This window comes from Aquamicrobium defluvii (assembly GCF_004363725.1).
Taxonomy (GTDB): domain Bacteria; phylum Pseudomonadota; class Alphaproteobacteria; order Rhizobiales; family Rhizobiaceae; genus Mesorhizobium; species Mesorhizobium defluvii.
Window position 1 is genome coordinate 59,724 of record NZ_SNZF01000020.1, and the last position, 26,149, is coordinate 85,872.

General features: G+C 64.3%; 22 protein-coding genes and 1 pseudogene. 7 read left to right on the forward strand and 16 right to left on the reverse strand.

The window, feature by feature from the left end:
- Window positions 1-244: 244 nt before the first annotated feature.
- Window positions 245-889: a hypothetical protein gene (locus DES43_RS15165; protein ID WP_133675772.1), complete on the forward strand. Its 645-nt coding sequence runs from the start codon at window positions 245-247 to the stop codon at window positions 887-889.
- A gap of 238 nt (window positions 890-1,127) precedes the next feature.
- Here the strand turns inward: DES43_RS15165 and DES43_RS15170 are convergent, their stop codons facing one another.
- The 10 genes from DES43_RS15170 to DES43_RS15215 all read right to left on the reverse strand — a co-directional run bounded on the left by DES43_RS15170 (window position 1,128) and on the right by DES43_RS15215 (window position 15,683).
- On the reverse strand, window positions 1,128-1,712 hold the full coding sequence (locus DES43_RS15170; RefSeq protein ID WP_035030043.1) for a UbiX family flavin prenyltransferase: 585 nt from the start codon (window positions 1,710-1,712) through the stop codon (window positions 1,128-1,130).
- Window positions 1,713-3,215, reverse strand: coding sequence for a UbiD family decarboxylase (locus DES43_RS15175; protein ID WP_035030135.1), 1,503 nt, complete (start codon window positions 3,213-3,215; stop codon window positions 1,713-1,715).
- A 321-nt stretch (window positions 3,216-3,536) separates the two neighbouring features.
- The gene (locus DES43_RS15180; RefSeq protein ID WP_063608078.1) at window positions 3,537-4,094 is read right to left on the reverse strand and encodes a DUF2478 domain-containing protein; all 558 of its coding nucleotides are present in this window, start codon (window positions 4,092-4,094) and stop codon (window positions 3,537-3,539) included.
- Between the two features lie 40 nt (window positions 4,095-4,134).
- Complete coding sequence (locus tag DES43_RS15185; protein ID WP_051520695.1) at window positions 4,135-5,418, reverse strand: molybdopterin molybdotransferase MoeA; 1,284 nt, start codon at window positions 5,416-5,418, stop codon at window positions 4,135-4,137.
- Complete coding sequence (locus tag DES43_RS15190) at window positions 5,415-6,254, reverse strand: peptidylprolyl isomerase (RefSeq protein ID WP_035030046.1); 840 nt, start codon at window positions 6,252-6,254, stop codon at window positions 5,415-5,417. The genes DES43_RS15185 and DES43_RS15190 overlap by 4 nt, the downstream gene beginning before the upstream one ends.
- Window positions 6,251-6,988: a respiratory nitrate reductase subunit gamma gene (narI, locus tag DES43_RS15195; protein WP_035030048.1), complete on the reverse strand. Its 738-nt coding sequence runs from the start codon at window positions 6,986-6,988 to the stop codon at window positions 6,251-6,253. Before narI ends, DES43_RS15190 begins: the two co-directional genes overlap by 4 nt.
- Window positions 6,989-7,001: 13 nt before the next feature.
- Window positions 7,002-7,688: a nitrate reductase molybdenum cofactor assembly chaperone gene (narJ, locus tag DES43_RS15200; protein ID WP_035030051.1), complete on the reverse strand. Its 687-nt coding sequence runs from the start codon at window positions 7,686-7,688 to the stop codon at window positions 7,002-7,004.
- Complete coding sequence (narH, locus tag DES43_RS15205; RefSeq protein ID WP_035030054.1) at window positions 7,685-9,205, reverse strand: nitrate reductase subunit beta; 1,521 nt, start codon at window positions 9,203-9,205, stop codon at window positions 7,685-7,687. Before narH ends, narJ begins: the two co-directional genes overlap by 4 nt.
- Complete coding sequence (locus tag DES43_RS15210; RefSeq protein ID WP_035030056.1) at window positions 9,202-12,951, reverse strand: nitrate reductase subunit alpha; 3,750 nt, start codon at window positions 12,949-12,951, stop codon at window positions 9,202-9,204. The genes narH and DES43_RS15210 overlap by 4 nt, the downstream gene beginning before the upstream one ends.
- 14 nt (window positions 12,952-12,965) lie before the next feature.
- Window positions 12,966-15,683 carry a nitrate/nitrite transporter gene (locus DES43_RS15215; protein ID WP_035030059.1) on the reverse strand — a complete coding sequence of 906 codons (2,718 nt, stop codon included), beginning with the start codon at window positions 15,681-15,683 and terminating at the stop codon, window positions 12,966-12,968.
- Window positions 15,684-15,921: 238 nt separating this feature from the next.
- Between DES43_RS15215 and DES43_RS15220 the strand changes: the two genes are divergently transcribed.
- On the forward strand, window positions 15,922-16,680 hold the full coding sequence (locus DES43_RS15220; protein ID WP_051520696.1) for a cyclic nucleotide-binding domain-containing protein: 759 nt from the start codon (window positions 15,922-15,924) through the stop codon (window positions 16,678-16,680).
- Between the two features lie 32 nt (window positions 16,681-16,712).
- Here the strand turns inward: DES43_RS15220 and DES43_RS15225 are convergent, their stop codons facing one another.
- Window positions 16,713-17,219 carry a hypothetical protein gene (locus DES43_RS15225; RefSeq protein WP_133675774.1) on the reverse strand — a complete coding sequence of 169 codons (507 nt, stop codon included), beginning with the start codon at window positions 17,217-17,219 and terminating at the stop codon, window positions 16,713-16,715.
- On the opposite strand from DES43_RS15225, the gene ubiT reads away from it, so the two are divergent.
- The 4 genes from ubiT to mog are packed head-to-tail and all read left to right on the forward strand — an operon-like array spanning window position 17,196 to window position 20,165.
- A complete protein-coding gene (ubiT, locus tag DES43_RS15230; protein WP_035030147.1) occupies window positions 17,196-17,747 on the forward strand; it encodes a ubiquinone anaerobic biosynthesis accessory factor UbiT in 552 nt (183 codons plus the stop codon). The genes DES43_RS15225 and ubiT overlap by 24 nt on opposite strands.
- 14 nt (window positions 17,748-17,761) lie before the next feature.
- Window positions 17,762-18,745 (forward strand): ubiquinone anaerobic biosynthesis protein UbiU, encoded by a 984-nt coding sequence (ubiU, locus tag DES43_RS15235; RefSeq protein ID WP_198027540.1) that lies wholly within the window; start codon window positions 17,762-17,764, stop codon window positions 18,743-18,745.
- Window positions 18,746-18,748: 3 nt separating this feature from the next.
- The gene (gene ubiV / locus DES43_RS15240; protein WP_035030068.1) at window positions 18,749-19,648 is read left to right on the forward strand and encodes a ubiquinone anaerobic biosynthesis protein UbiV; all 900 of its coding nucleotides are present in this window, start codon (window positions 18,749-18,751) and stop codon (window positions 19,646-19,648) included.
- Between the two features lie 10 nt (window positions 19,649-19,658).
- Window positions 19,659-20,165 carry a molybdopterin adenylyltransferase gene (mog, locus tag DES43_RS15245; protein ID WP_035030150.1) on the forward strand — a complete coding sequence of 169 codons (507 nt, stop codon included), beginning with the start codon at window positions 19,659-19,661 and terminating at the stop codon, window positions 20,163-20,165.
- A 395-nt stretch (window positions 20,166-20,560) separates the two neighbouring features.
- On the opposite strand, the gene DES43_RS15250 is transcribed toward mog, so the two are convergent.
- The 3 genes from DES43_RS15250 to DES43_RS15260 form a co-directional block, all read right to left on the reverse strand.
- The gene (locus DES43_RS15250; protein WP_035030071.1) at window positions 20,561-23,803 is read right to left on the reverse strand and encodes an efflux RND transporter permease subunit; all 3,243 of its coding nucleotides are present in this window, start codon (window positions 23,801-23,803) and stop codon (window positions 20,561-20,563) included.
- Window positions 23,800-24,810: an efflux RND transporter periplasmic adaptor subunit gene (locus DES43_RS15255; RefSeq protein ID WP_035030074.1), complete on the reverse strand. Its 1,011-nt coding sequence runs from the start codon at window positions 24,808-24,810 to the stop codon at window positions 23,800-23,802. The genes DES43_RS15250 and DES43_RS15255 overlap by 4 nt, the downstream gene beginning before the upstream one ends.
- Window positions 24,811-24,886: 76 nt before the next feature.
- Window positions 24,887-25,090 (reverse strand): YgaP family membrane protein, encoded by a 204-nt coding sequence (locus DES43_RS15260; protein WP_035030077.1) that lies wholly within the window; start codon window positions 25,088-25,090, stop codon window positions 24,887-24,889.
- A 99-nt stretch (window positions 25,091-25,189) separates the two neighbouring features.
- Here DES43_RS15260 and DES43_RS15265 point away from each other — a divergent pair, with 99 nt between their 5' ends.
- The gene (locus DES43_RS15265) at window positions 25,190-25,603 is read left to right on the forward strand and encodes an ArsR/SmtB family transcription factor (RefSeq protein WP_245264757.1); all 414 of its coding nucleotides are present in this window, start codon (window positions 25,190-25,192) and stop codon (window positions 25,601-25,603) included.
- Between the two features lie 146 nt (window positions 25,604-25,749).
- Here the strand turns inward: DES43_RS15265 and DES43_RS23380 are convergent.
- Both DES43_RS23380 and DES43_RS22730 read right to left on the reverse strand, forming a co-directional pair.
- Window positions 25,750-25,972 (reverse strand): annotated as a pseudogene (locus tag DES43_RS23380) (sodium-independent anion transporter); the annotation flags it as partial.
- The coding region (locus DES43_RS22730) for a hypothetical protein (protein ID WP_208110845.1) at window positions 25,957-26,149 on the reverse strand (193 nt) is incomplete at its 5' end. The gene DES43_RS22730 and the pseudogene DES43_RS23380, both read right to left, overlap by 16 nt.

Genomic DNA, 26,149 nt, shown 5'->3' on the forward strand with positions numbered 1-26,149 from the left:
AATACTCGCCCGCGCGAAGCCCAATGCCCTCCCTCCGATGGTTTCAGATCCCGAGCAGACGGCCCGTTCGTGCGGATCCCGGTGCCACCGGGCGGCTGCCTCCGTCTTTCCGCAAGTAAACTCCTATCCGCATTTCCTCACGGGGACCATCGGAGGCAGTCCGGACAGGCGGCTGACCCGCGCGGAACTTGCCAGCCGGGCGGGCAACATCCAGCTTGTCCGGATTTGGACAAGCCGGGAAGGCATGAAGACGATTGTCGCCGGGCTGGCTCTGGAAGGGAACGACGCTCCAGTCCTTCCCCCGGCCGCACAACTCGCGAGACAACGCAAGGCAAGACGGATCCTTGTTCATGTGGTCGAACCCATGACGCCAGCCGATGAACAGCCGTCCGAAGGGGTGGACGCAGATGTCATAACCACCATATGCGAAACCGATGCGAAGAATGAGTTCGGCACGATAACTGCCGGGATGGACCCCGGCATTCAGGTTGAAAGGGTCGCTGCCAAGGGAACGCCCTTCGAGGTGGGCGCCATCCTCATGCGCCACCAAAAGGCCGGCCTTGTCATCGCAGGAGCCCGGAAAAGCCGGCAACATGCGGGAGAAGGTATTCGGCTCGACGACCGACCGCATTGTCCGCTCATCGGGTATCCCGATCCTCGTCGCCAAATCGAGATCAATGGATCGTACCGGCATGCGATCGCCGCAGCCGACTTTTCTGCGCAATCCATGTCGGCATCCGCGACCGCCCGGTCAGTCGCACCCCGGGCAGCGCCCCGGGCAGCGATTGAACGCGTTCATGCGGTCGAAATGCCGCTTTCCTTCGAACATGCGCTGCTGCGGCCGGCACAACCAGGGCCGATATTGACCGCTATCGGCAGGCCAGACTGATTGCGGCACGGGAGCAACCGAAGAACGCGTGCGAGAACGAGGGTGCCACCGACCTTTAACGGTTCGAAGCAACGTGAAACATACAGAGCACACTCGACGCAGTTCCGCTACGATCCGGTAACATGCCGTTCCGGAGAACGTCACGAGTTTACGGCCAAGGCAAGTCATTGCATGATGGTCGGAAAGGGTCTCCATCAGCGCAGGCGAGACAAATGACATGGCCATGCGCGCAAAGCGGCTATGGCTGGCTGGTCGTATCCTCGCCCCAGCGTGTCAATACATCTCCGGGGTCGATTCCCGCCCAGTTGACGAGCCTTGCAGCGATCTCACGCATCATATCCGCAACGGTTGCCGGTTTTACATAGAAGGGTGGCACGGGTGGCGAGATTAACGCACCCAGCCGGGCAAGCCGTTGCATGGTTTCCAGATGACCTTCATGCAGGGGCGCCTCGCGCGGGGCGACCACCAGCCGGCGCTTTTCCTTTAAAACCACATCGGCAGCCCTGGTCAGGAGATTGTCGCCCAGCCCATACGCGATGGCTGCAAGGCTGCGCATGGAGCAAGGCACCACGATCATGCCCTCGGTGCGGAAGGAGCCGCTGGCGATGGGAGCGGCGAGCTGGTGCGGCGCGTACGTATGGTTAGCCAGTGCGGAAAGCTGCTCCAAACCTCCCTCGCCGAGTTCATGTGCGATGGTCATGCGCGCCCCGGTGCTGACGACCAGATGGGTCTCCACTCCCGTCCGGGCCAGGAGCCTCAGTGTTTCCAATGCCAGCACCGCTCCGGAGGCTCCGGTGACACCGACGACGATGCGCCTTTGCATTCAGATCTCCTTCTGAAGGGCGGGGAAGAATTCCTCCCATCGGTCCGAAACCCGGCGCCGAATTGCGGCGTCCATTTCCAGCTTCATGCCCCAGTCCCGTATTGTCTCCGCACCGATCTTGCGGGTGGCATCGAAACCGACCTTGCCGCCCAGACCTTCGAGTGGCGAGGCAAAATCCAGCTGGTCGATCGGGGTGCGCTCCACCAGCATCAGGTCGCGGGCGGGATCCATGCGGGTGGCCAGCGCCCACATGACATCCGGCCAGGAGCGGATGTCGATATCGTCATCCACGACCACGACCATCTTGGTCATGGAGAACTGGGGCAGCAGCGACCAGAAGCCCATCATCGCCCGGCGCGCCTGGCCCGGATATTTCTTGGCGATGGCAATCACGGCGATCCTGTAGGAGCAGGCTTCCGGCGGCAGCCATACATCCACGATCTCCGGCATCTGCTGGCGCAGCAGCGGCTTGAACACCTCCAGCAGCGCCTCTCCCATGACAGAAGGCTCATCCGGCGCGCGCCCGGTGAAGGTGGTGAGATAGCTCGCGCCGTCACGTATGCGCATGCGCTTCAGCCTGAAGACCGGATAGGTTTCCGGTGCGTTGTAATAGCCGGTGTGGTCGCCGAACGGCCCTTCGAGCGCTGTCTCTTGCGGCAATACCGTGCCCTCGAGCACAATCTCGGCGCTGGTCGGCACATGCAGGGGAATGCTCGCGCATGGCGCCACCGGCACCCGCCGCCCGCCGATCATGCCGGCCAGCGCAAGCTCGGAGACGCCTTCCGGCGCCGGCATGACCGAAGCCAGCAGCGTGGCCGGATCCGCACCGATCACCACCGCCACTGGCATCTCCAGCCCCTTCTCCTGCCATCGGTGGTGATGGGCCGCGCCGCCGCGCATCGGCAGCCAGCGCAGGATGGCGCGCTCGCGCCCGATGACCTGCATGCGGTAGACGCCCATATTGTAAGCGCCTGGATCATCCGCGCCCGGTGGACGGGTGATGACGATCGGCCAGGTGATCAGCGGTCCCGCATCGCCCGGCCAGCAGGTCTGCACCGGCAGCTGGGAGAAATCGGGAGCGGCATCGTTCCATTGCCTGGGCGCACTTGTGATCCTGGGCCGTGAAAACAGCGCATTCCGGGCCAGGGGCATCATCTGCCGCGCCTGGCGCAAGGTCTGCGGCGGCTGCGGCTGGCGCATCCAGGCCAGCATCCTGCCGAGCCGGCCCAACTCTTCCACCTCCGTACCCAGCCCCCATGCCACGCGCCTTGCCGTGCCGAACAGGTTCGTCACCACCGGCAGGCTGGCGGGTGCACCACGCTCGTCGAGCGGTTGCGCGATCCGCAGGGCCGCCCCCGCCATGGCGATTACCCTGCGGTGAATCTCGGTAAGCTCCAGCCTGATGGAGACCGGCGCGGCGATCGTGGCGAGCTCGCCTTTTCCGTCAAGGAAAGACAGGAATGAGCTCAAGCCGGAGAATGAAGGAAGGCTGCGCTCGTGCATGAAGCCGTTCCCGGTCAGATACATGCTTGCGCTGCAAGGTATGGCAATCCCGGTCCCACCGATGTTTCACCGAAACGGTGCGATGATTCACCCTGTTCATCGCACTCAACCGCGAAGAACGTGCTCAAGGCGCTGGCTCAAGTGCCTGGAAAACCCCGCTCATGCTCAGGCGAGCCGAACCGGCACAAGGGTGAAGATCGCGTTTCATCGGTCACTCCAGAATACAACGGAATCGATCATAGATGCGGCGCGGGCGTGGCTATTTGGCCTGCAACAAACAGAAACGATTTCGTCCCGCGTCGGAATCATTGCGGCGCCGGATCAACCAATGAGGGTCAGGCCATCGGGATGTCGTGTCAGGTTTTTCCGTGAGTTGTTCCTGGCCAATGCGGAAAGGCACCAGTCCACGATGTGGTCGGCATCGGGCGTCAGTTCCTGCGCCATCCCATCGGAAAATTCGAGGAAAGCCGGCAGGTTCAGCCCGTTCACCCCCACCAGCACCGGGAGACCGCGTTCGAGGGCATCCGCTATGGATCCGGCCAGGCCCTTGCCCTCCGCTTCCTGCTTCCCGAATTTGTTGATCACCAGCAGTTCGGCCTTTTCCAGCGTCTCGTCAACCCACAGAACCGACTGCTCCAGCGCGCCGGCGTCCAGCCGGCAGCCGCGCGCCTCCGCCCCGCGGTCTATACTGATCCGCACCGTCGGCCCATCGGGCAGCAGGCGCAGGTCCATGTCGCAGAGAGGGCGGTCATCGCGCTCGATATTGGTCTGTACGGTCCCGGCAAGGGCCAGGCCGCGCGCTTCCAGCCGCTCGACGACATCGGCAAGCAGCAGATCGATCCGCCCTCGGCCTTTCAAGGTTACAAATCCCAGCCGCATTGTAATCTCCTATACAGATCGTCGCCCGGGCAAAGATGCCTCACCCCTCGTGGAAGGGCAGGAATTCCAGCATGTCGCCGCGCTGGATGCGGTCTGTTTCCGAAGGAACCAGCAGCAGACCGTCTGCCTGCGCCAGCAGCGCCACCCGGTGGGACACCTCGGAGGTGGCGATCTCCACCGTCCGCGTACCGTGGCCGTCATAGCTGCCGAGGCGGGCCGGCAGGAACTCGCAGCGCCCCGGTTGCCGCACCCGATCGAAGCCGGCGCGCACGATGATGCGCCGCGGCGCGCCTTCCGCCAGCCCTGCCAGCGCTTCGGCGATACGGGCCCCGATCACGTGCCAGGTCACGAATGCCGAAACCGGATTGCCCGGAAGACCGAGATAGAGGGCCTTGCCGATGCGCCCGATGAGCAGCGGCTTGCCGGGCTTCATCGCCACCTTCATCACATGAACGGTGCCACCCGCCGCGCGCAGAACCGCCGGCATATGGTCCTCCTCGCCTACGGAAACCCCACCGGTGCTCACCACCAGATCGGCGTTGCGGGATGCCTCTTCCAGCGCCTCCCGTAGCCGGTCAGGCCGGTCGGCTACAGCGCCCATGTCCATTGCTTCAGCCCACGGCAGGTCGAGAGCACCCTGAAGATGATAACGGTTGGCGTTCCATATCTGCCCCGGCGCCAGTGGCGTGCCGGGGGCGCGCAATTCGGAGCCGGTGCTGAAGAAGGCGACGCGGATACGACGGCGCACGATGACCTCGCCGCAACCCGTTGAGGCCAGCAGCGCCGCCGCGCGCGGCCCGATGCGGCGCCCGGCGGGCATGACTTCGGCGCCGGCAGCGAGATCCTCACCGGAGCGCCTGATGTTCTCGCCCGGCTCGGGCCGCCGGTCCAGCCTGATCGTGCCGCCTTCGGGCTGCGTCATTTCCTGCATGACCACGGCTTCGCAGCCGGGTGGAATGGGCGCGCCGGTGAAAATGCGCAAGACGGAGCCAGCCGGAACAGGCCCGTTGCCGGCGTCGCCGGCGGCCACGCGTCCCGCCACCGGCAGGCGCCACGGCCCCTCGCCGGCAAGGTCGGCAAGCCGGATTGCGTAGCCGTCCATGGCGGAGTTGTCGAAAAGCGGCAGCGGCGTTTCGGCCCGCACCGTCTCGCCAAGCACCCGGCCATGGGCCTTCCCGAGCGGCAGGCGCTCCAGTTCGGCGACCGGCTCGGCCAGCTCCAGCCCCTGGCGCAGCGCAACATCGACGGAAACCGGCGCACCCGGCACCGGTTCGGTTTCGCAGCCGCAATGGAAGGGATCGGACAAGGCAGGGGAAGGGGTCATGCCGATAATCTCGCCTCCGTCGTGGAGGATTCGGCAAGGTCGATGCCCGTCACCTCGGCCCGCATTGCCAGTTCCTCGACATAGGCGCGGCTGGCGCGTACCCAGTTCGCCTTTTCCTGCGCCTCGCGCAGATGCGGCAGCACCGTGGAGAAAGGCAGGACCTCGCCGCGCACGCGCGCGTCCAGGCGGATCAGGTGGAAGCCGTAGCGGCTTTCCACCGCAGTGGCGGAAATGCTTCCTTCCTCCATGCTGCATAGCGCCGCCTCGAATTCCGGCACCGTATCGCCGGAGGCAAGCTGGCCCAGAATGCCGCCATTGGCGCGTGAGGGACAGGCGCTGTGCTCGGCTGCGAGCGCGGCGAAACGGTGCGGATCGCGATGCAGTTCGGCAAGCACCGTTCCTGCCCGCGATCGTGCCGTGGCGCGACCGTCCGCATCGTCCGGGGCCGCCGGGAAAAGGATGTGCGCGGCCTCGAACAGGGAGGGGCCGCGGAACCGCTCCGGTGCGGCATCGTAGATCGCACGCAATTCATTCTCGTCGACCACAGCCGCAGGAATGGCGATTTCCAGAAGCTGGCGGATCAGCGCCTCCTCGTCCGTTTCCCATTGCCCCTCCGCAAGCTCGATGGGTCCCGGCGCGATCCGGCGCGCCCTCGCCTCCTGCAGCAGCACCTCGCGCAGCACCAGCGCCCGCGCGGCGGCCTTCCAGGCCCAGGCTGGCCTGTTGCCTTTCGGCACCGGATGGTTCTGCGCCTCGGCCGCGATCGCCTCCGGGGCGATCGCGATGCCGTTGACGGTGACCGGCACCGGGGCGTCGGTGAGATCGAGGACCCTCATTCTCCCGGCTCCATGCCCGGCCGCGGCAGCGGCGCCAGCCCGGTGCGCGCGGGCTTGGCCCCGCGCCGCGAGCGCACGATCTGGTAGCCCGGCCGCCACAGATAGCGGACCGGCGCGGAGAACATGTGGACGAGCCGGGTGAAGGGGAACAGCAGGAAGATGGTCAGCCCGAGCACGATGTGCGCCTTGAACAGCCAGTGCACATCGGTGATGTAATCGGCCGCGCCGGCGCGCAGATAGAGAATGGACTGCGCCCAGTTCATGAACTTCACCATTTCCTCGCCGTCGAGATGGCCGAGCGAGACGATGATGGTCGCCAGTCCCAGAAGCAACTGCATCATCAGCAGGATCATGATGCCGGTGTCGGCAAAGGTGGAGTTGGCGCGGATGCGCGGATCGAACAGCCGCCGGTGCAGCAGCAGGATGCCGCCCACCAGCGCCATGATCCCGGCCACGCCGCCGAGGGCGACGGCCAGAAGCTGCTTGGCGCCATGGCTGACGCCCAGAAAATCGAAGACCCGGATCGGCGTCAGCAGGCCGACCAGATGGCCGGCGAAGATCATCAGCACGCCGACATGAAACAGCACCGAACCGGCGACGAACTGCCGCTTGCGCAGGATCTGGCTCGATTTCGACTTCCAGGTGAAGGGATCGCGCTCATAGCGGGCGATGCTGGCCATCACCATCACCGTGATGGCGATGTAGGGATAGATACCGAAGAGGAAGTTGTGCATCTGCGCCTCCTGTTCACTGTACGCCGGGTGCGGGTGGCGGGGCCATCCGGACAAGAGCGTCACGGCTGACCGGGCATCCCGCATTCGGATCGGGCCCGAAGGTGACCTGCGCCTCCTCCCAGACCGCGTCGAGAGCGGCCAGATCCTCGGGATTGTCATCTTTCCGGGATAACAGCGCCTGTGCTTCCTCCGTTTCCGGATTGGCGCAGGCGAAGGCGACCAGCCCTTCCAGAACCGCCGCATAGGGGGTTCCGCGCCGTGCCAGACGCTGCGCCAATGCAACGAGGATGTGGCCTGCATCGGCCAGAATTCCGCGCGCTTCCTCAACAGGGCGGGTGGACAGGAACTCCAGCAGCACCGGCAGATGATCCGGCAGTTCGGACCCGGCGAGGTCGAAGCCGCCGGCACGGTAGGTTTCGAGCAGGTCGACCATCGCGCCACCCCGGTCGCGGCTCTCGCCATGGATGTGCTCGAACAGGTTGAGCGACAGGGTGCGCGAGCGATCGAACAGGAGCACATAGCGTTCCTGAAGGTCGTAAATATCCCCTGTCTCCAGCGAGACGAGCAGCGGCTCCAGCGCCGCAACGGAAGCATGTGGCAACACGCCCTCGCCGAGCACCTCGCGGATGGCCGCAACCGCCTGCTGAAGATCGTGGCTCGGATAGCTGAGCAGGGCCGACAGGGCCTTGAACGTCTTCATGCGATGAACTCCTGCGGGCTGCGGAACTTCTTGCCGCCGAACAGCGACTGGGACGAATGCCCGCTCGAACAGCCATTGCCGTCGGTGAAGCCGCAGCCGCCCTTGAGGTCATAGGCGTCCTCGACCAGCTCGCGATGTGTGGTCGGGATGACGAAGCGGTCTTCGTAGTTGGCGATGGCCAGAAGCTGGTACATCTCGTCGATCTGCTGCGGCAACAGCCCGACGCGCTTGGCCACGCCCAGATTGACGACGCCGTCCACCGTTTTCGAGCGCATATAGGCGCGCATGGCCAGCATGCGCTCCAGCGCCGAGACAATGGGCGCCTCGTCGCCGGCGGTGAGCATGTTGGCGAGGTAGCGCACGGGAATGCGCAAGCTGCGCACGTCGGGCATGTTGTCCTGCGCGGCGATCCGGCCCGCCTCGGCAGCGTTCTGGATCGGCGACAGCGGCGGAACGTACCAGACCATCGGCAATGTGCGGTATTCGGGATGCAACGGGAAGGCGATCTTCCATTCCATCGCCATCTTCCAGATCGGCGAATTCTGCGCTCCCCTGATCCAGTCCTCGGGGATGCCCTCGGCGCGGGCGGCGGCGATCACCTGCGGGTCGTTGGGGTCGAGGAAGACGCCGAGCTGCGCGTCGTAGAGGTCCTTCTCGTTCTCCACGCTCGCCGCCTCGGCGATGCGGTCGGCATCGTAGAGCATCACGCCCAGATAGCGGATGCGCCCCACGCAGGTTTCCGAGCACACCGTCGGCTGGCCGCTCTCCAGGCGCGGATAGCACAGCGTGCATTTCTCAGATTTGCCGGTCGACCAGTTGTAGTAGATCTTCTTGTAGGGGCAGCCGGAAACGCACATGCGCCAGCCCCGGCACTTCTCCTGGTCGATCAGCACAACGCCGTCGTCCTCGCGCTTGTAGATCGCGCCCGACGGACAGGAGGCGACGCAGGCGGGGTTGAGGCAGTGCTCGCACAGCCTCGGCAGATACATCATGAAGGTGTTCTCGTACTGGCCGTAGATTTCCTTCTGGATGCCCTCGAAATTGTAGTCCTTCGAACGCTTCTCGAATTCGCCGCCGAGGATTTCCTCCCAGTTCGGCCCCCATTCGATCTTTTCCATGCGCTCACCCGAAATCTTCGAGCGCGGTCGCGCGGTCGGAAACGCCTTCATCTCCGGCGCGGATTTCAGGTGGTCGTAGTCGAAATCGAAAGGTTCGTAGAAATCGTCGATCTCGGGCAGGTCGGGATTGGCGAATATGTTCGCCAGGATGCGCCATTTGCCGCCCTGCTTCGGTTGCAGGGCGCCCGCCTTCGTGCGCGTCCAGCCGCCGTTCCAGCGCTTCTGGTTCTCCCAGTCCTTGGGGTAACCGATGCCGGGCTTGGTTTCGACGTTGTTGAACCAGGCATATTCCACGCCTTCACGGCTCGTCCAAACGTTCTTGCAGGTGACGGAGCAGGTGTGGCACCCGATGCATTTATCGAGGTTCAGCACCATTCCGATCTGGGCACGTACCTTCATTCCGCTGCCTCCGTGGTCTGGGTTGCGGGCTGGTCGAGCCAGTCGACCCTGGACAGTTTGCGCACGATCACGAACTCGTCGCGGTTGGAGCCGACCGTGCCGTAGTAGTTGAACCCGTAGGCGAGCTGGGCATAGCCGCCGATCATGTGGGTCGGCTTCAGCACGATGCGGGTGACGGAGTTGTGGATGCCGCCGCGCTTGCCGGTGATCTGGCTTCCGGGCGTGTTCACGATCTTTTCCTGCGCGTGATACATGAACATCGAGCCTTCCTTCATCCGCTGGCTGACCACGGCACGGGCCGTGATGACGCCATTGGTGTTGAAGACCTCGACCCAGTCGTTGTCGACCAGGCCCGCCTTCCTGGCGTCGGTCTCCGAAATCCACACCACCGGCCCGCCCCGGTTCAGGGTCAGCATCAGAAGATTGTCGGTGTAGGTGGAGTGGATGCCCCATTTCTGGTGAGGGGTGAGGAAGTTCAGCACCACATGCGGCTCGCCATCGGCCAGTGCGCGCGTTGCCGCCGCGCCCACGGTCTTCAGGTCCACTGGCGGCCGCCAGGTGACGAAGCCCTCACCGAAGGCGCGCATCCATTCATGGTCCTGATAGAGCTGCTGGCGTCCAGTGACGGTGCGCCACGGGATCAGCTCATGGACGTTTGTCCAGCCGGCATTGTAGCAGACCTCTTCGCTTTCGATGCCCGACCAGGTGGGCGACGAGATGATCTTGCGCGGCTGGGCGGCGATGTCGCGGAAGCGGATCTTCTCGTCTTCCTTCACCTCGGCCAGATGCTTGTGGTCGAGCCCTGTCGCCTTGCCCAGCGCCTGCCACGCCTTCACCGCCACCTCGCCATTGGTCTCCGGCGCCAGCATCAGCACCACCTCGGCCGCGTCTATTGCCGTGTCGATGCGGGCCATGCCACGGGTAGGGCCCTCCTCGGTCACCGTGCCGTTGAGGGCCTTCAGGTGATGCACCTCGCCCTTGGTGTCCCAGGAGATGCCCTTGCCGCCATTGCCGAGCTTTTCCATCAGCGGCCCAAGCGCCGTGAAACGCTTGTAGAGGTTGGGATAATCGCGCTCGATGGCGATATAGGCCGGCGCGGTCTGGCCTGGAATCAGGTCGCACTCGCCGCGCTTCCAGTCGCGCACCACGCCCTGCGCCACCTCACCGGGGCTGTCGTGCTGGAGCGGCAATTGCACCACATCCGTTTCGACGCCAAGGAGTTCCGGGGCCACCTCGGAGAACTTCTTCGCGATGGACTTGAAGATTTCCCAGTCTGTCTTCGACTCATAGGCCGGGTCCACCGCCGCCTGCAGCGGGTGGATGAACGGGTGCATGTCCGACGTGTTCATGTCATCTTTTTCGTACCAGCTCGCCGTCGGCAGCACGATGTCGGCATAGACGGCGGTGGTGGACATGCGGAAGTCGATGGTGACGAGCAGGTCGAGCTTGCCTTCGGGAGCCTGCTCGTGCCAGACGGCCTCGACCGGCCGCAGGTCGCCCTCGCTGCCCAAATCCTTGCCCTGCACGCCATGGTCGGTGCCGAGCAGGTGCCTGAGGAAATATTCATGGCCCTTGCCGGAGGAGCCGAGCAGGTTGGAACGCCATACGAACAGATTGCGCGGCCAGTTCTCCGGCGCGTCGGGATCCTCGCAGGACATCTGCAACTCGCCCGACTTCAGGCGCTCGGCCACATAGTCCTTCGCCTCGACACCGGCCGCCTTCGCGGCGCGGCCAACCTCCAGAGGATTGGTCTTCAACTGGGGCGCGGAAGGCAGCCAGCCCATGCGTTCGGCGCGGATGTTGAAGTCGATGAGGCTGAGCTGGTTCCAGTCGCCCGCCGGCGCGGTGGGCGACAGGATCTCCTGCGTGCGCACGGTTTCATACCGCCACTGATCGGTATGGGCGTAGAAGGCGCTGGTGGAGTTCATGTGGCGCGGGGGCCTTGCCCAGTCGAGCGCGAAGGCCAGCGCCGTCCAGCCGGTCTGCGGCCGCAGCTTCTCCTGCCCGACATAGTGCGCCCAGCCCCCGCCGGACTGACCGACGCAGCCGCACATCACCAGCATGTTGATGACGGTGCGATAGTTCATGTCCATGTGGAACCAGTGGTTCATCGCCGCGCCGATGATGACCATGGAACGTCCGTTGGTCTTTTCCGCATTGTCGGCGAATTCCCGCGCCACCTGGACGATCTTGTCGCGGCGAACGCCGGTGATGCGCTCGGCCCAGGCAGGTGTGAACGGCACGTCGGCTTCGTAGTCGCCGGCGACATGATCGCCGCCCAGGCCCCGGTCGAGGCTGTAGTTGGCGCACAGCAGGTCGAAGACCGTGGCGACAAGAACCTCCTCGCCGCCGGCCAGGCTGAGCCGCTTCACCGGCACGTTGCGGGTCAGGACCTCGCCGCGGTCGTCCACCGCGAAGCCGTTGGTGGCGGCGCCGCCGAAATAGGGGAAATCGACGCCGGCCACCTCGTCGTGATCGGCCTCGGCGATCAGGCTGAGCTTGAGGCGGATGTCGTCCTTGCCGGCCTTCTGCTCGAGGTTCCACTTGCCGCTCTCGCCCCAGCGGAAGCCGATGGAGCCATTGGGAACCACGACCTTGCCGGAAATCTCGTCGAACCCGACTGTCTTCCAGTCTGGGTTGTTCTTCTCGCCCAGCGAACGGGCGAAATCGGCCGCGCGCAACTGCCGGCCGGGAACCAGCCGCCCGCTCTGCCGGTCGAGACGCACCAGCATCGGCATGTCGGAATATTTGCGGCAGTAGTCCTCGAAATAGGGCACCCGCCGGTCGAGATGGAATTCGCGCAGGATGACGTGGCCGAAGGCCATGCCCAGCGCCGCATCGGTGCCCTGCTTGGCGTTCAGCCAGATGTCGGCGAACTTGGCGGCCTCGGAATAGTCCGGGCAGATGACGGCGCTCTTGGTGCCCTTGTAGCGCACCTCGGTGTAGAAGTGAGCGTCGGGCGTGCGCGTCTGCGGCACGTTCGAGCCCCACAGAAGCAGATAGCCCGCATTGTACCAGTCGGCGGATTCGGGCACATCGGTCTGCTCGCCCCATGTCTGGGGGCTGGCCGGCGGCAGGTCGCAATACCAGTCGTAGAACGACATGCACGTGCCGCCGAGCAGCGACAGGTAACGGGTGCCGGCGGCATAGGAGATCATCGACATGGCCGGGATCGGCGAGAAGCCGAACACCCGGTCCGGGCCGTACTTGCGGGTCGTATAGGCATTGGCGGCGGCGACGATCTCGGTCGCCTCGTCCCAGCTCGCCCGCACGAAGCCGCCCTTGCCGCGGATGCGGGTGTAGCTTTCGCGCGCCGCCGGGTCGTTCTGGATCGCCGTCCATGCCTCGACCGGGCTCATGGTCCTGCGCTTCTCCCGCCACAGGCGCATCAGCCGGCCTCGGATGAGCGGCGTCTTAACCCGGTTGGCGCTGTAGAGATACCAGCTGTAGGAAGCGCCACGCGCGCAGCCGCGCGGCTCGTGGTTCGGCAGGTCCGGCCGGGTGCGCGGATAGTCGGTCTGCTGCGTCTCCCAGGTGACGATGCCCGACTTGACGTAAATCTTCCACGAGCAGGAGCCGGTGCAGTTCACACCATGGGTGGAGCGCACGATCTTGTCGTGCTGCCAGCGCCGGCGGTAGGCGTCCTCCCAATCGCGGCTCTCGATCGTCGTCTGGCCATGGCCGTTGGCAAAGGTGTCCTTGCGCAGCGATGTCAGGAAATTCAGGCGATCCAGAAGATGGCTCATGGCTGTCTCCTCAGTTATTCGGCTGGAATGGCGGCGGCAGGTGCCCGGCCGCGCTCGATGTCGTGCAGCAGCCCGCCGCGACGGGTGTAGACCGCCCAGGTGACGGCCAGGCACACGACGTAGAAGGCAAGGAAGGCCCAAAGCGCCGCCAGCGGCGATCCGGTCATGCCGATCGAGGTGCCGTAGGCCTTGGGAATGAAGAAGCCGCCATAGCCGCCGATGGCGCTGGTGAAGGCGATGATGGCGGCGGACTCGCGCTCCGACTGGCGGCGCTGCTCGCTCGCGTCCCGGTCGGCAGCCAGCCGGGTGACCTCCTTGCGCATGATCACGGGGATCATCTGGAAGGTCGAGGCATTGCCGACGCCGGTGAAGAAGAACAGCGCCATGAAGAAGGCGAAGAAGCCGGCGAAGGAGCCGATCTGCAGGGACCAGATCACCCCCAGCACGGATGCGATCATGCCGGCGAAGACCCAGAAGGTGACGCGTCCGCCGCCGACCTTGTCGGACAGCCAGCCAGTGCCCGCGCGGCTCAGCGCACCCACCAGCGGGCCGAGGAACACGTATTTCAGCGCGTCGACCTCGGGGAAGGCGAGTCTGGACAGCAGCGGGAAGCCGGCCGAATAACCGATGAAGGAACCGAAGGTGCCGACATAGAGAAGGCACATCACCCAGTTGTGGGTGCGGGTGAAGATCACCGCCTGCTCTCGGAAGCTTGCCCGTGCATCGGTGAGGTCGTTCATGCCGATCCATGCGGCGGCGGTCGAGGCGAGGATGAAGGGCACCCAGATGAAGCCGGCATTCTGCATCCAGATGCGGCCGCCATCGGACAGTTCCTGTGGCGGCCCGCCGAGCGCGCCGAAGACGCCGGCGGTGATGACCAGCGGAACCAGGAACTGCATGACCGAAACGCCCAGATTGCCGAGCCCCGCGTTCAACGCCATGGCGTTGCCTTTCTCGGCGCGCGGGAAGAAGAAGCTGATATTGGCCATGGAGGAGGCGAAATTGCCGCCGCCGAGACCGCACAGCAGGGCCAGAACCGCGAAGATCAGGTAGGGCGTTTCGGGGTTCTGCACCGCATAGCCGATGCCCATGGCCGGGATCAGCAGCGAGCCGGTCGACAGCGTCGTCCACAGCCGGCCGCCGAAGATCGGCACCATGAAGGAGTAGAAGATGCGCAGCGTCGCGCCCGACAGCGCTGGCAGCGCCGCCAGCCAGAAGAGCTGGTCCTGGGTGAAGGCGAAGCCGATCGACGGGAGTTGCGCCACGACCACCGACCACACCATCCACACCGCGAAGGCCAGCAGCAGGGCGGGGATCGAGATCCACAGATTGCGCTTTGCGATGCGCTGCCCCTTCTGGGCCCAGAATTGCGGGTCCTCGGGCCGCCAGTCCTCGATCAGATGCGGCATGACCGTACGTTCGGGATCGTGAACTTCCGCCAGTTCGGGGAAGTTGGGCAGCCGGTCGAGGGCCGCGCCATGCGCCTGCCGCTCCATGGCGCGGATCGACAGATGCATCCATGTCAACGAGACCAGCACGATGAGGAACAGGAGCAGGAAGGCCGAAGTCCAGATGCCGGTCACGTCGAGCAGCACGCCGAACACGATGGGCAGGATGAAGCCGCCCAGCCCGCCGATCATGCCGACCAGACCGCCGACCGATCCGACATGGTTCGGGTAGTAGACGGGGATGTGCCGGAACACCGCGGCCTTGCCGAGGCTCATGAAGAAGCCCAGCGCAAAGGTGGTGGCGACGAATGGCCACAGGTCCATCTCGGTGGAGAAGGAGATGGGACCGTCCTTGCCGCGGATCACATATTCGGTCGGCGGATAGGACAGCATGAACAGGAACAGCAGCGAGAAGCCGAAGGTCCAGTACATGACCGAGCGGGCGCCGAAACGGTCGGACAGCACGCCGCCATAGGCGCGGAAGACGCTGGCCGAGAGGCTGAAGGCGGCCGTCGCCATGCCTGCGGTGCGCACGTCCACATTATAGACCTGCACCAGATAGTGAGGCAGCCACAGCGCCAGCGCCACGAAGCCGCCGAAGACGAAGAAGTAGTAGAGCGAGAAACGCCAGACCTGGAGGTTCTTCAGGGGCGCGAACTGCTCGGCGAGGCTGGGCGCTGCAACGCCTTCGACGCGCCGCGCGGCGAAATCCGGATCGTCCTTCGCCAACAGGTAGAAGACGACGCCCATGATGGCGATGCCCGCCGCCCATATCTCCGCCACCCCCTGCCATCCCCAGGCGACCAGCACGAAAGGAGCGAGGAACTTGGTCACCGCCGCGCCGACATTGCCCATGCCGAACACGCCGAGTGCGGTTCCCTGCCGCGCCTGCGGATACCATTTCGAAACGTAGGCGACGCCGATGATGAAAGAGCCGCCGGCCAGACCCACCCCCAGCGCCGCCAGCAGGAAGGTAAGGTAGCTGTCGGCATAGGTCAGGGCGAAGGTAGCCGCGCCGGTCAGGATCATCTGGGCGGAGAACACCAGCCGGCCGCCATAGCGCTCCGTCCACACGCCGAGGATCAGCCGCGTCAGCGAACCGGTCAGCACAGGCGTAGCGATCAACAGCCCGTATTCGAATTCGGAAAGCCCGAGTTCGTCCTTGATCGACAGCCCGATGATGGAAAAGATCGTCCAGACGGCAAAGCACAGGGTGAAAGAAATGGTGCTCAACCACAGGGCGCGCTGCTGATCTGCGTGGCTGGGTATGTGCTTGCCGGTCATGACTCGACTCCCGGTCTGGCTCCGCATGTGTCAGCCTGCATGACAGCAAGCAAGCCCGCTAATGATCCTTGATGTAGATCAATTTATATCATCCGTAGAGCCGTAATTTTGTTCTTATCGAGTTTGCAAGTATAGTCTTTGACAATAATGGGAAGCTATATTGACGAACGTTGGTTCTGCGATTGAAATTCTACAGGCTATCGATTGATAATTATCAAGAATATGGCAGGAGGCATACATGCGCGATGACGAGAAGCCGAACCTCCGGCGCCTGCCGCTGTTTCGCGAGATGATGACGCCGACCTTCGACAGCCTGATGCAGATTGCCTATTCGCAAAGCTTTCCGCCGCACCTCGAACTGATCAGGCAGGGCGAATATGCGGATTTCCTGCATGTCATCATCGAGGGGTCCGTCGAACTGCACGCAACCTGGAACGGGCGCGACAGCGTGATGGGGATCGTGCATCCCGTCTCGACCTTCATTCTGGCGGCCTGCGTTTACGACGAACCCTATCTTATGTCGGCGCGGACGCTGGAGCGGTCCCAGATCGTCATGATCCCCATTGCGGATGTGCGGGTGGCCCTGCGGCGTGACAGCGACTTTGCCATGGCGGCCATGCGCGAACTGGCCGGCGGCTACCGCAACTTTGTGCGCCACGCCAAGAACCTGAAGTTGCGCAATTCGCTGGAGCGGCTTGCTGCCTATATCCTCCACCAGTCATGCCGGCTGGGCGATGTCGACAGCTTCGTGCTGCCGGTGGAGAAGCGATGTCTTGCCTCCTACCTGGGAATGACGCCCGAAAATCTCTCCCGGTCGATGCGGACCTTGCAGGATCATGGCGTGTCGATCCAGGCTACGCGCCTGACGATAACCGACCGTGCCCGCCTGACGGCAGTTGCCGTCCCCGATCCGCTGATGGATGGCCCGATCCTGAAGGACATGGCTGCGTCACCGGGCGCGTCGAAAGAGGCACTCACCGAAAGGAAGAGCGGGTGAGTGCCGACCCGCTCAGGTGAGTTCGCTGCCGTTCATCGAGGGCCATCGGGCGCTGCGGACCCGTGATCCTTCATCCTTGCGCATTGCGCAAAGAAGTGCGCATTCGGGCAGATCGCCATCACTTCCCCGGGATGAGCGCCACGCGCCAAAAGAGATCGACACCGTTCCCGGACCTGGCAATGGAGACAGGTGCGACGGGCCTCGGCCATGGCCTTGCCGCCATCCATGCGCGCCGCGCAAGCCATGTCGACCCGAGCCAGTTCCATGACGAGATCGAAAGTCTCGAACTGCCGCCATACCAGATCTGTCAGCGGCCAGCGTCGTACAGGGAACATGCCTGCCTCCCAAGCAGCATGGCGGCGATACCAACACAAGCTTAACTCAAGTGAGCGCTCATCCGGATGTGCCGCTTTGTCGCGCAACCCTGCAAGCAGTGTCCCGGTTGTTTGACGAAGCGCAAAGTACGGGCCGGTAACGGCCTGTATCGTTTGGCGCGCCACGACCTGGAGCCGCCGATGACCAGCAATCCTCATGAACATCTACGCGCTCCCCTGTCGATCCTGCGATTCCTGCCGCCCTTTTCGGGATTGCCTCTTGGCCCCCTGCTGACCCTGTCCCTGCGCTCGCTGGCACGGCGGCGGCCAGGGCTGTTCGAGCGGCTCGGCGAATTCGGCAAGGCGCGCTTCCTCATCGATCCGATCGACCTGCCCTTCACCTTCCATGTCGTGCCGGATGGCAGCGCCGCTCTGGTTCGCGCCGCCGGCAGGAGCGGCGAGCCTCCATCCGATGTCGTCATTCGCGGCCCGATCCTGCTTCTGCTCGGTATTCTCGATGGCACGCTGGATGGCGATGCATTGTTCTTCCACCGCGCCATTTCCGTCAGCGGCCGCACCGAAGCGGTGGTGGCGCTGCGCAACGCCATAGAGGACGCCGAGTTACGGCCCTCCGACCTGCTCGGCCTCAAAGGCACGGCCGCCCGCCTCGCCGATTCGGGCATATTGGGCGGGCTGTCGTTCGCCCGCCAGATCGCCACCGGCGCCCATCGGCGTGAAAGGACGCAACCATGACGACAAGCGGCAGGATGGAACTCGTCTGCCCCGCCGGCACGCCTTCGGCGCTACGGGCCGCCGTGCAGGCGGGGGCGGATTCGATCTATTGCGGTTTCCGCGACGAGACCAATGCGCGCAATTTTCCCGGCCTCAATTTCTCGCCGCAGGAACTGGCCGAAGGCATCCGTTTCGCCCATGCGCATGGCAGCAAGGTGCTGGTCGCCATCAACACCTTCGCGCGCGCCGGCGACACCGATCCGTGGCGCCACGCCGCCGACACGGCTGCGGCCTGCGGGGCCGATGCGGTGATCGCCGCCGACATCGCCGTGCTCGATCACATGGCCACCCAGCACCCCGGCACCCGCCTGCACCTGTCCGTGCAGGCCGCCGCAGCGACGCCGGAATCGATCGGCTTCTACGCCGACGCCTTCAATGTGCGCCGCGTGGTGCTGCCGCGCGTGCTGTCCGTGCAGGAGATCGCCGCCCTCAACCGCCTCATCAAGGTCGAGACCGAAGCCTTCGTGTTCGGCGGGCTGTGCGTGATGATCGAGGGCCGCTGCTACCTCTCCTCCTACGCCGCCGGGCGCTCGCCCAATCTCAACGGCGTCTGCTCGCCGCCCGAGATGGTGAGCTATGACGAGGACCGCGAAGGCACCGCCGCGCGGCTCGCCGGCTTCACCATCGACCGCTACGCGCCGGGCGAGCCGGCCGGCTACCCGACGCTGTGCAAGGGCAGGTTCAAGGCGGGGGACAAGGCCGGCTATCTGTTCGAGGACCCGGTCAGCCTCAATGCCGGCAGCATGATCGTGGCGTTCAAGGCCGCCGGCGTCACCGCCCTGAAGATCGAGGGGCGCCAGCGCGGCAAGGGCTATGTCACCGAGGTGGTGCGCGCTTTCCGGAAAGCGGTCGATGCCGCCGAGCAGGGCCATGACGCGACGGAGATCGACAACATCCTCGCCGGCCTGTCCGAAGGCGGACGCCAGACCACCGGCGCCTACCGCAAGATCTGGAGATAGGCCATGGCACGGGTCGCCCTGACGCTCGGACCGCTGTTCTTCCACTGGCCGGCCGAGCGGCTGCGCAATTTCTATTTCCGCATCGCCGACGAAACGTCTCTGGAGCGCGTCCATGTCGGCGAGGTCGTATGCGGCAAGCGCATGCCGTTTTCCGATCCCGTCTGGCCCGAAATCATCGAAAGACTGGAGCGCGGCGGCAAGGAGGTGGTGCTTTCCACGCTGGCCGCTCCGGCCACGGTGCGCGAACGCAAGGCCATCGCCGAACTGTGCGCGGACGGACGGCTGGTCGAGATCAACGACATCACCGCCCTGCCCGCCCGCAGCGGCAGGCCCTTCGTCACCGGCCCGTTCCTCAACGTCTACAACGAGGCGACGGCGCGCTTCCTCGCACGTCACGGCGCCGCCACCATCTGCCCGCCGGTCGAGCTGTCGCTGGACACGGTGGGCACCATCGCCGGCGCCTGTCCAGAGGTCGGGTTCGAGCTGTTCGCCTTCGGTCGTCTGCCGCTGGCGCTGTCGGGCCGCTGCTACCACGCAAGGCTGCACGGGCTGCACAAGGATTCGTGCCAGTTCACCTGCGAGCAGGACCCGGACGGGCTGGCGGTCGATACGCTGGACGATCAGCCCTTCCTCGCCATCAACGGCGTGCAGACGCTGTCGGCACAGATACATTCCCTGCTGGTGGAGCCTGCCGAACTGGCTGCCCGAAACATCCGGAGGCTGCGGCTTTCACCGCATGGCTGCGACATGGTGGAGGTGGCGCGGACCTATCGGGACCTTGTCGAGGAGCGGCAGGACCCGGAAGGCGCCCGCTTCGTGCTGTCCTGCCTCGAGCTGCCGGGAACGCTCGTCGACGGTTATGCGCATGGCCTGGCCGGATCGCAGCTGGCAGCCCGGGCCTGAAACGACCGTCATGACCCGCATCGCCATCCTGACCGTGTCGGACCGCGCCAGCCGCGGCGAATATGAAGATCTTGGCGGCCCGGCCGTCGAAGGCTGGATGCGTGCCGCCATTGCAAACCGGTGCGAATACATGCGTCGCGTTGTGCCGGACGGGCTGGAAAGCGTGCGGAACGCGCTGGTGCAGCTCTGTGACGATGCCGGCGCCGACCTGGTCCTGACCACGGGTGGCACGGGCCCTTCACCGCGGGACCTCACGCCTGAAGCCATGCGCGCGGTCATGACGAAGGAATTGCCGGGCTTCGGCGAACTGATGCGCCGGGCAAGCCTGGCGCAGGTCCCGACAGCTATCCTTTCGCGTCAGACCGCCGGTGTGCGGGGCCGCACGCTCATCATCAACCTGCCGGGCAAGCCATCGGCCATCGACGTGTGCCTCGGCGCCGTCTTCCCCGCCGTGCCGTATTGTCTGGAGCTGATCGGCGCGGGACGTATCGAGCTGGCGGGCAATACGGCCCCCTGACACTCCAGACCCTGGTCTTCCCATCGCAATGCCTGGCGCGCCTGGAGCAAGTGCGCTTCGACGATGACCCGGAGTTTATCGCCGGACGGTGCAGGAATGGATCGCCGCCGTCGGAGCGAGGACCGCCTGCATAGAGCATTTTGCAGCCAAATGGAAACATTTGGCGTTGCACAAATGCAGTATAAACAAACATTTAGATCATTTCATCGATTCCGTGAAGCGATGAAATGATCTAGCGCCGGGAAGCCCAGGGGAGAACGGCTACGGCGAAAATCTCCACTCACGGCGGCGCGATGAACTGCCCACGGCGAGAGCTTCAACAGTCTCGCAGAGGCCAGGACCGTCATCGAGGCATGGCGGCACCATTGCCACCTTCCAGATTCGCTCCTTGCGCTCTAAGTTCCTGTTTTTATGCATGCCGTTGCCCTGTCTCCCCTCAGCACGACATAGATCGCCGGAATGACCAGCACGGTCAGCGCCGTAGAGGAAGCGAGCCCGAACAGGAGCGAGATCGCGAGGCCCTGGAAGATCGGATCGGTCAGGATCACGGCGGCACCGATCATGGCGGCGATCGCCGTGAGCAGAATCGGCTTGAAACGGATCGCACCGGCTTCCAGGAGGACGTCGATCAGCTTCCGATCGGGTCGGCGGGTGTGGCGGATGAAATCCACCAGCAGGATCGAGTTGCGCACGATGATGCCGGCGAGCGCAATGAAGCCGATCATGGAAGTCGCCGTAAACGGAGCGCCGAACAGCCAGTGTCCGCCGAGGATGCCGATAAAGGTCAGGGGAATCGGCGTCAGAATGACCAGCGGCAACCTGAACGAGCCGAACTGGGCGACGACGAGGATATAGATCCCAAGGATAGCCACCATGAAGGCCGCACCCATGTCACGGAACGTCACCCAGGTAACTTCCCACTCACCGTCCCAAAGAAGCGTCGGATGAGATTCGTCGTCAGGCTGGCCATGCAGCACGATCGCCGGCCTTGGCAGGTCACCCCAATCGATGGTGTCGATCGCCTCCTGCACGGCGAGCATGCCGTAGATCGGCGCTTCATAAGCGCCGGCAAGCTCCGCCATCACCATCTCGGCGGCCCGGCCGTTGTGCCGGAAGATCGGGTAGGATGCGGCCTCATGGCTGACGCTGACGACGTCGCCGAGCTCGATCACCCCGCGCGCGCCGGGCAAGGCGTTGGCCGGAACCGGGGTTGCCAGCGCCCGTTCGCCGATCGTGGCATGTGCCTTGGGCATCGCAAGCCGGATCGGGATCGGCTGGCGGCCGCCGCCGCGGTGCGAATAGCCGACGGTCGAGCCGCCATAGAGATAGCGCAACGTGTCATAGACATCCGATTGCTCGACCCGGTAATATTCGAGATTGTCCTGATCGATGGCGAGGCGCACCCGCTCAGGCTGGTTGCGGTAGCTGTCGTCGACGTCGACGATGAAGGGTACGCTCTCGAAGGCTTCCCGCACCTTGCCGGCGACGGCGCGCCGGGTCTGCGGGTCCGGGCCGTAGATCTCGGCCAGCAGCGTGCCGATCACCGGCGGCCCGGGCGGCGGCTCCACCACCTTCACCACGGTGCCCTCCGGCAGGCCGAGATCCTTGATCCGGTCGCGCATATCGAGTGCGATCGCATGGCTTGCCCGGTCGCGTTCGCCCTTGGCCGAAAGGTTCACCGCGACCTGTCCCTGCTCGGGATTGCCCCGCAGATAATAGTGACGCACCAGCCCGTTGAAATCGAAAGGCGCGGCCGTGCCGGCATAGGTCTGGAAGGAGACGATCTCCGGAACCCCGGCAAGCCTGTCGACCACGGATTGCAATGCCCGGTCGGTATCTTCGACAGAGGAGCCCTTGGGCAGGTCGAGGACGACCTGGAGATCGGACTTGTTGTCGAACGGAAGCAGCTTGACCGTCACATCCTGCGTGTAGAGAAGCCCGAGCGAGGCGAATGTCGCCACCCCGACCGCGAGCAGGAACGCCCAGGCGCGTGCGCGGCTTGCAAGAACCGGACGCGCAACCGCGACATAAAGGCGTCCGAGGCGGCCGCCGCCCGCCTCCCCGTGGGCGGTTGCGGAACCGCCTTCCCCATGCGGCGGACCGGGGTGTTCCTTGCCGATCCTGATCATGAGCCACGGCGTCAGCATCACGGCGACGAAGAACGAGAACAGCATGGCCGCCGAGGCGTTGGCGGGAATAGGGCTCATATAGGGGCCCATCATGCCTGAGACGAACAGCATGGGCAGGAGCGCGGCGACCACCGTGAGCGTGGCGACGATCGTCGGGTTGCCGACCTCGGCAACGGCGTCTATGGCCGCCTGAATGCGTGTGCGGCCGTCCTGCATGGCCCAGTGGCGGGCAATGTTCTCGATAACGACGATGGCGTCGTCGACAAGGATGCCAATCGAGAAGATCAGGGCGAAAAGCGAGACGCGGTTGAGAGTATAGCCCATGATCCAGGACGCGAAGAGCGTGAGCAGGATGGTCGTCGGAATGACGACGGCGACCACAAGCGCCTCGCGCCAGCCAATGGCGACCGCGACCAGCAAGACGATCGAGACAGTCGCGAGCCCAAGGTGGAAGAGCAGCTCATTGGCTTTCTCGTCGGCCGTTTCGCCATAGTTGCGTGTGACCGTCATTTCCACGTCGGCCGGAAAAATCTGGCCGCGCACCTGCTCCAGCCTGTGCAGGATCTCCTCTGCGATCACGACGGCATTGGTGCCGGGACGCTTGGCGATCGCGAGAGAGACGGCAGCGGCACGTTCAAGCCCTTCCCCGACCCGACGGACATCGGTCACCCGGTTTTCGGCCGGCGAGGTGGCCAGGATGACGCTGGCCACATCCCGGACATAGACGGGACGGCCATCCCGGGCCGTCAGCAGGAGATTGCCGATCTCGGGCAATGTCTGAAGGGTCTGGCCCGCGATGAGAGGGTGCTGGCCGCCTTCGTCGCGGATCGTACCGACCCGGAACGAGCGATTGGCGCCTTCGATCTTGGCGACGAGCTGCTGAAGGGTGATGCCGAAGAGGGAAAGCCGCTCCGGATCCGGCTCGACGCGGAACTGTTCGGGTTGTTCCCCGACGATGTAAGTGAGCCCGATGTCGGACAGCTTGGACACTTCCACCTGAAGCTCGCGGGCGAGGCGGGTGAGGTCGTTTGCGGTCCAGCGCCCGGCAGCCTGCGGGCCCGGACGCAAGGTGACGACGACGATCGCGACATCATCGATGCCACGACCGACGATCAGCGGCTCGGGGATGCCGACCGGGATGCGATCCATGTTGGCGCGAACCTTGTCATGAATCCTCAGTATCGCGGCGTCGGAATCGGTTCCGACCTCGAAGCGGGCGGTGACGAGCGCCCCGTCGTCATCGGTCTGCGAGTAGACGTGCTCCACCCCGTCAATGCTCTTGACGATAGTTTCGAGCGGCTCCGTGACGAGCTTGACGGCGTCTTCCGCCCTCAGGCCGTTGGCGTTGACATGAATGTCCACCATCGGCACGGAGATTTGCGGTTCCTCCTCTCGCGGCAGCGTGACGAGGGCAATGAGGCCAAGGGCAAGCGCGGCCAACAGGAAGAGCGGCGTGAGCGGCGAGACGATAAAGGCGCGGGTAAGGCCGCCTGCGATTCCAGGCTTCATGGCAGCACTACCCGGTCGCCGGCGCGCAATCCGGAAAGAACCTCGATGCGCCTTGCATCATCGTCCCCGACGATCTCGCCAAGGATCACGGCGACATCCATTTCGCCGTTGTCCGCGGCGAGGCGCACATAGTCGATGCCATGCACCGTGCGGACTGCTTCGGGCGGGACGGCAAGTGCGGATCGCTTTCCCACCGGGATTGACACGAGCGTGCGCTCGTTGACGAAATAGTCGCCAATGCCCTCGATCTCGACGTCGGCGGACACGCGTCCGTCGGCAATTTCCGGATAAACCTTGCTGATGCGGCCCGAATGCACGGCTGGAAGCTCGCCGATGTCCTGCACCAGGCCTCGCTCGCCAATGGCGACCTCTGCGCCTTCCACGATCTCGGCAGCATGTCGTTCCGGCAAGGAAAGGCGCAGGTAATATGGACCCGGCGCGATGCGGGCCACATTCTCGCCGGCCATGACGACAGATCCGAGGGTTACGGGGACAGTAAGAACCCGGCCCGTTGCCGGAGCAAGAACCTCACCTTCCTTCGCACTTTGCTCGACGACCGCCTTTTCCGCCACCGCAGCTGCGACCTGATTGGTGGCGACCTCGAACTGCGTCCGGGCCTGATCGACGCGGGTCTGGGTTCCGGTGCCGGAAGCCCGCAGCTGCTCGGCGCGTTCGAGCTCGAGCCGAGCGTTCTCAAGTTGCGAGTTGAGCGCTTCGAGGCGGGCGTCGGCAGCCCTCAATTGCAGGGCCAGCTTGTCGTCGACGACCAGCGCAAGGACCTCGCCCTTGGTGACATGATCGCCCTCGCTGACGCGAACGTCCTGCACGACACCGCCGATCCGGGCGCGGCCCGGCACGACGATCCGGCTTTCGACGCGTCCGAAGACCGCCTTCATCTCGGCAACCATCAGGGGCTGCACAAGGAATTCGCCGGCCAGTGATGTCGAGACGACAAGAGGTGCCGCCGCGACAACGGCAGCGGCAAGGCGGACAGCAGCTCGAACCATGGATCTAACGCTCTTTCAGACAGCAATCTCAAGGGCTGCGCCGCTTGAGATTGCGGCAAGGGTGGGGTTGCTACGCCTACTCGAACGCGCAGCCCGTCTTTACGCCGAGCTTTCGGAAGACTATCGCTGCGGGGCAGAAGCCGGTGAGCGATGCCTGCAACAGATTCAGGCCGACAAAGGCATTCAACAGGAACCACCAGGGCGACACGTAAAAGCCGAGCGCAAGGGACACGAGAACCATGAACCCCGCGAACATCATCACCGCACGATCAAGTGTCATTTGAGCATTCCTTCTGTTGCCTGAGCCCACTGTGCGATCACACGCACGGGTTTCGCATTGATCCGGCTTCAAGGCGGCCGGACCAATGGCGGTCCTGCGATGCGCACGATCATGGAAAATCGTACCTTGCATATAACATTCAAAAATCATAAATTCAAGAGTATGAATGTTATGGATATGGCTCCCGCTGCCGAATCCGCTGCCGAGCTGATGCGCAGCCTTTCGCATCCGCAGCGTCTGCTGGTGCTTTGCGCCCTGGTGGATGGCGAGAAGTCGGTTGCCGAATTGCGCCAGGAGCTCGAGATCGAACAGGTGCCGATGTCACAGCAGCTGATGCGCCTGAGAGCGGACGGCCTCGTCGAGGCACGCCGCGAGGGAACGACCGTCTTCTACAGCATTACGCGGCCACAGGTCCTGACCGTGATCAATGCGCTCCACACCGCCTATTGCCAAAGGGAGCCGCCACGGGGCCGGCACGACGGCCAGACAGAAAGCGATGTGGCTGACGACTGACTGCCGGATGGCGGGAACCTTCACGATTCCCTGCAGCCCACAAAATGGCAGGAACCATCGGGGCCGCTCAGCTCCGTCAGGCAGCCATGCGGCCGTACTCATGCCCGGTAACGCTGTGCATGCCCTTTCGGCAAGGAATGATCGGCCCGATCCATGACGGCGCCCTTCACTTCGGTCAGATGGAAGGCGATGCCGGCATCCTTCAGGCGGCGATTCATCTCCTCAAGGCTTTCCAGCGCTGGCGTCGATGGCATTGACCGCCGAACACATCAGCACCACGTGGCGAACGTCGGGACGCTCGGCCACGAGCTCGGCGATGCGGTCCTCAAGATACCGGCTGTTGGCGCAATAGATCATTTCATCGTTTCTCCGAATCGATGAAATGATCTAACTATTTGTTTATACTGCATTTGTGCGACGCCAAATGTTTCCATTTGGCTGCAAAATGCTCTAGGGTCGAGACTCAATTGATCCACCATGTGATGATTGCGGCAATGAAGATTGCTGCGGCGAAGTTTGTTGCCAGCTTGTCGTACCGTGTTGCGA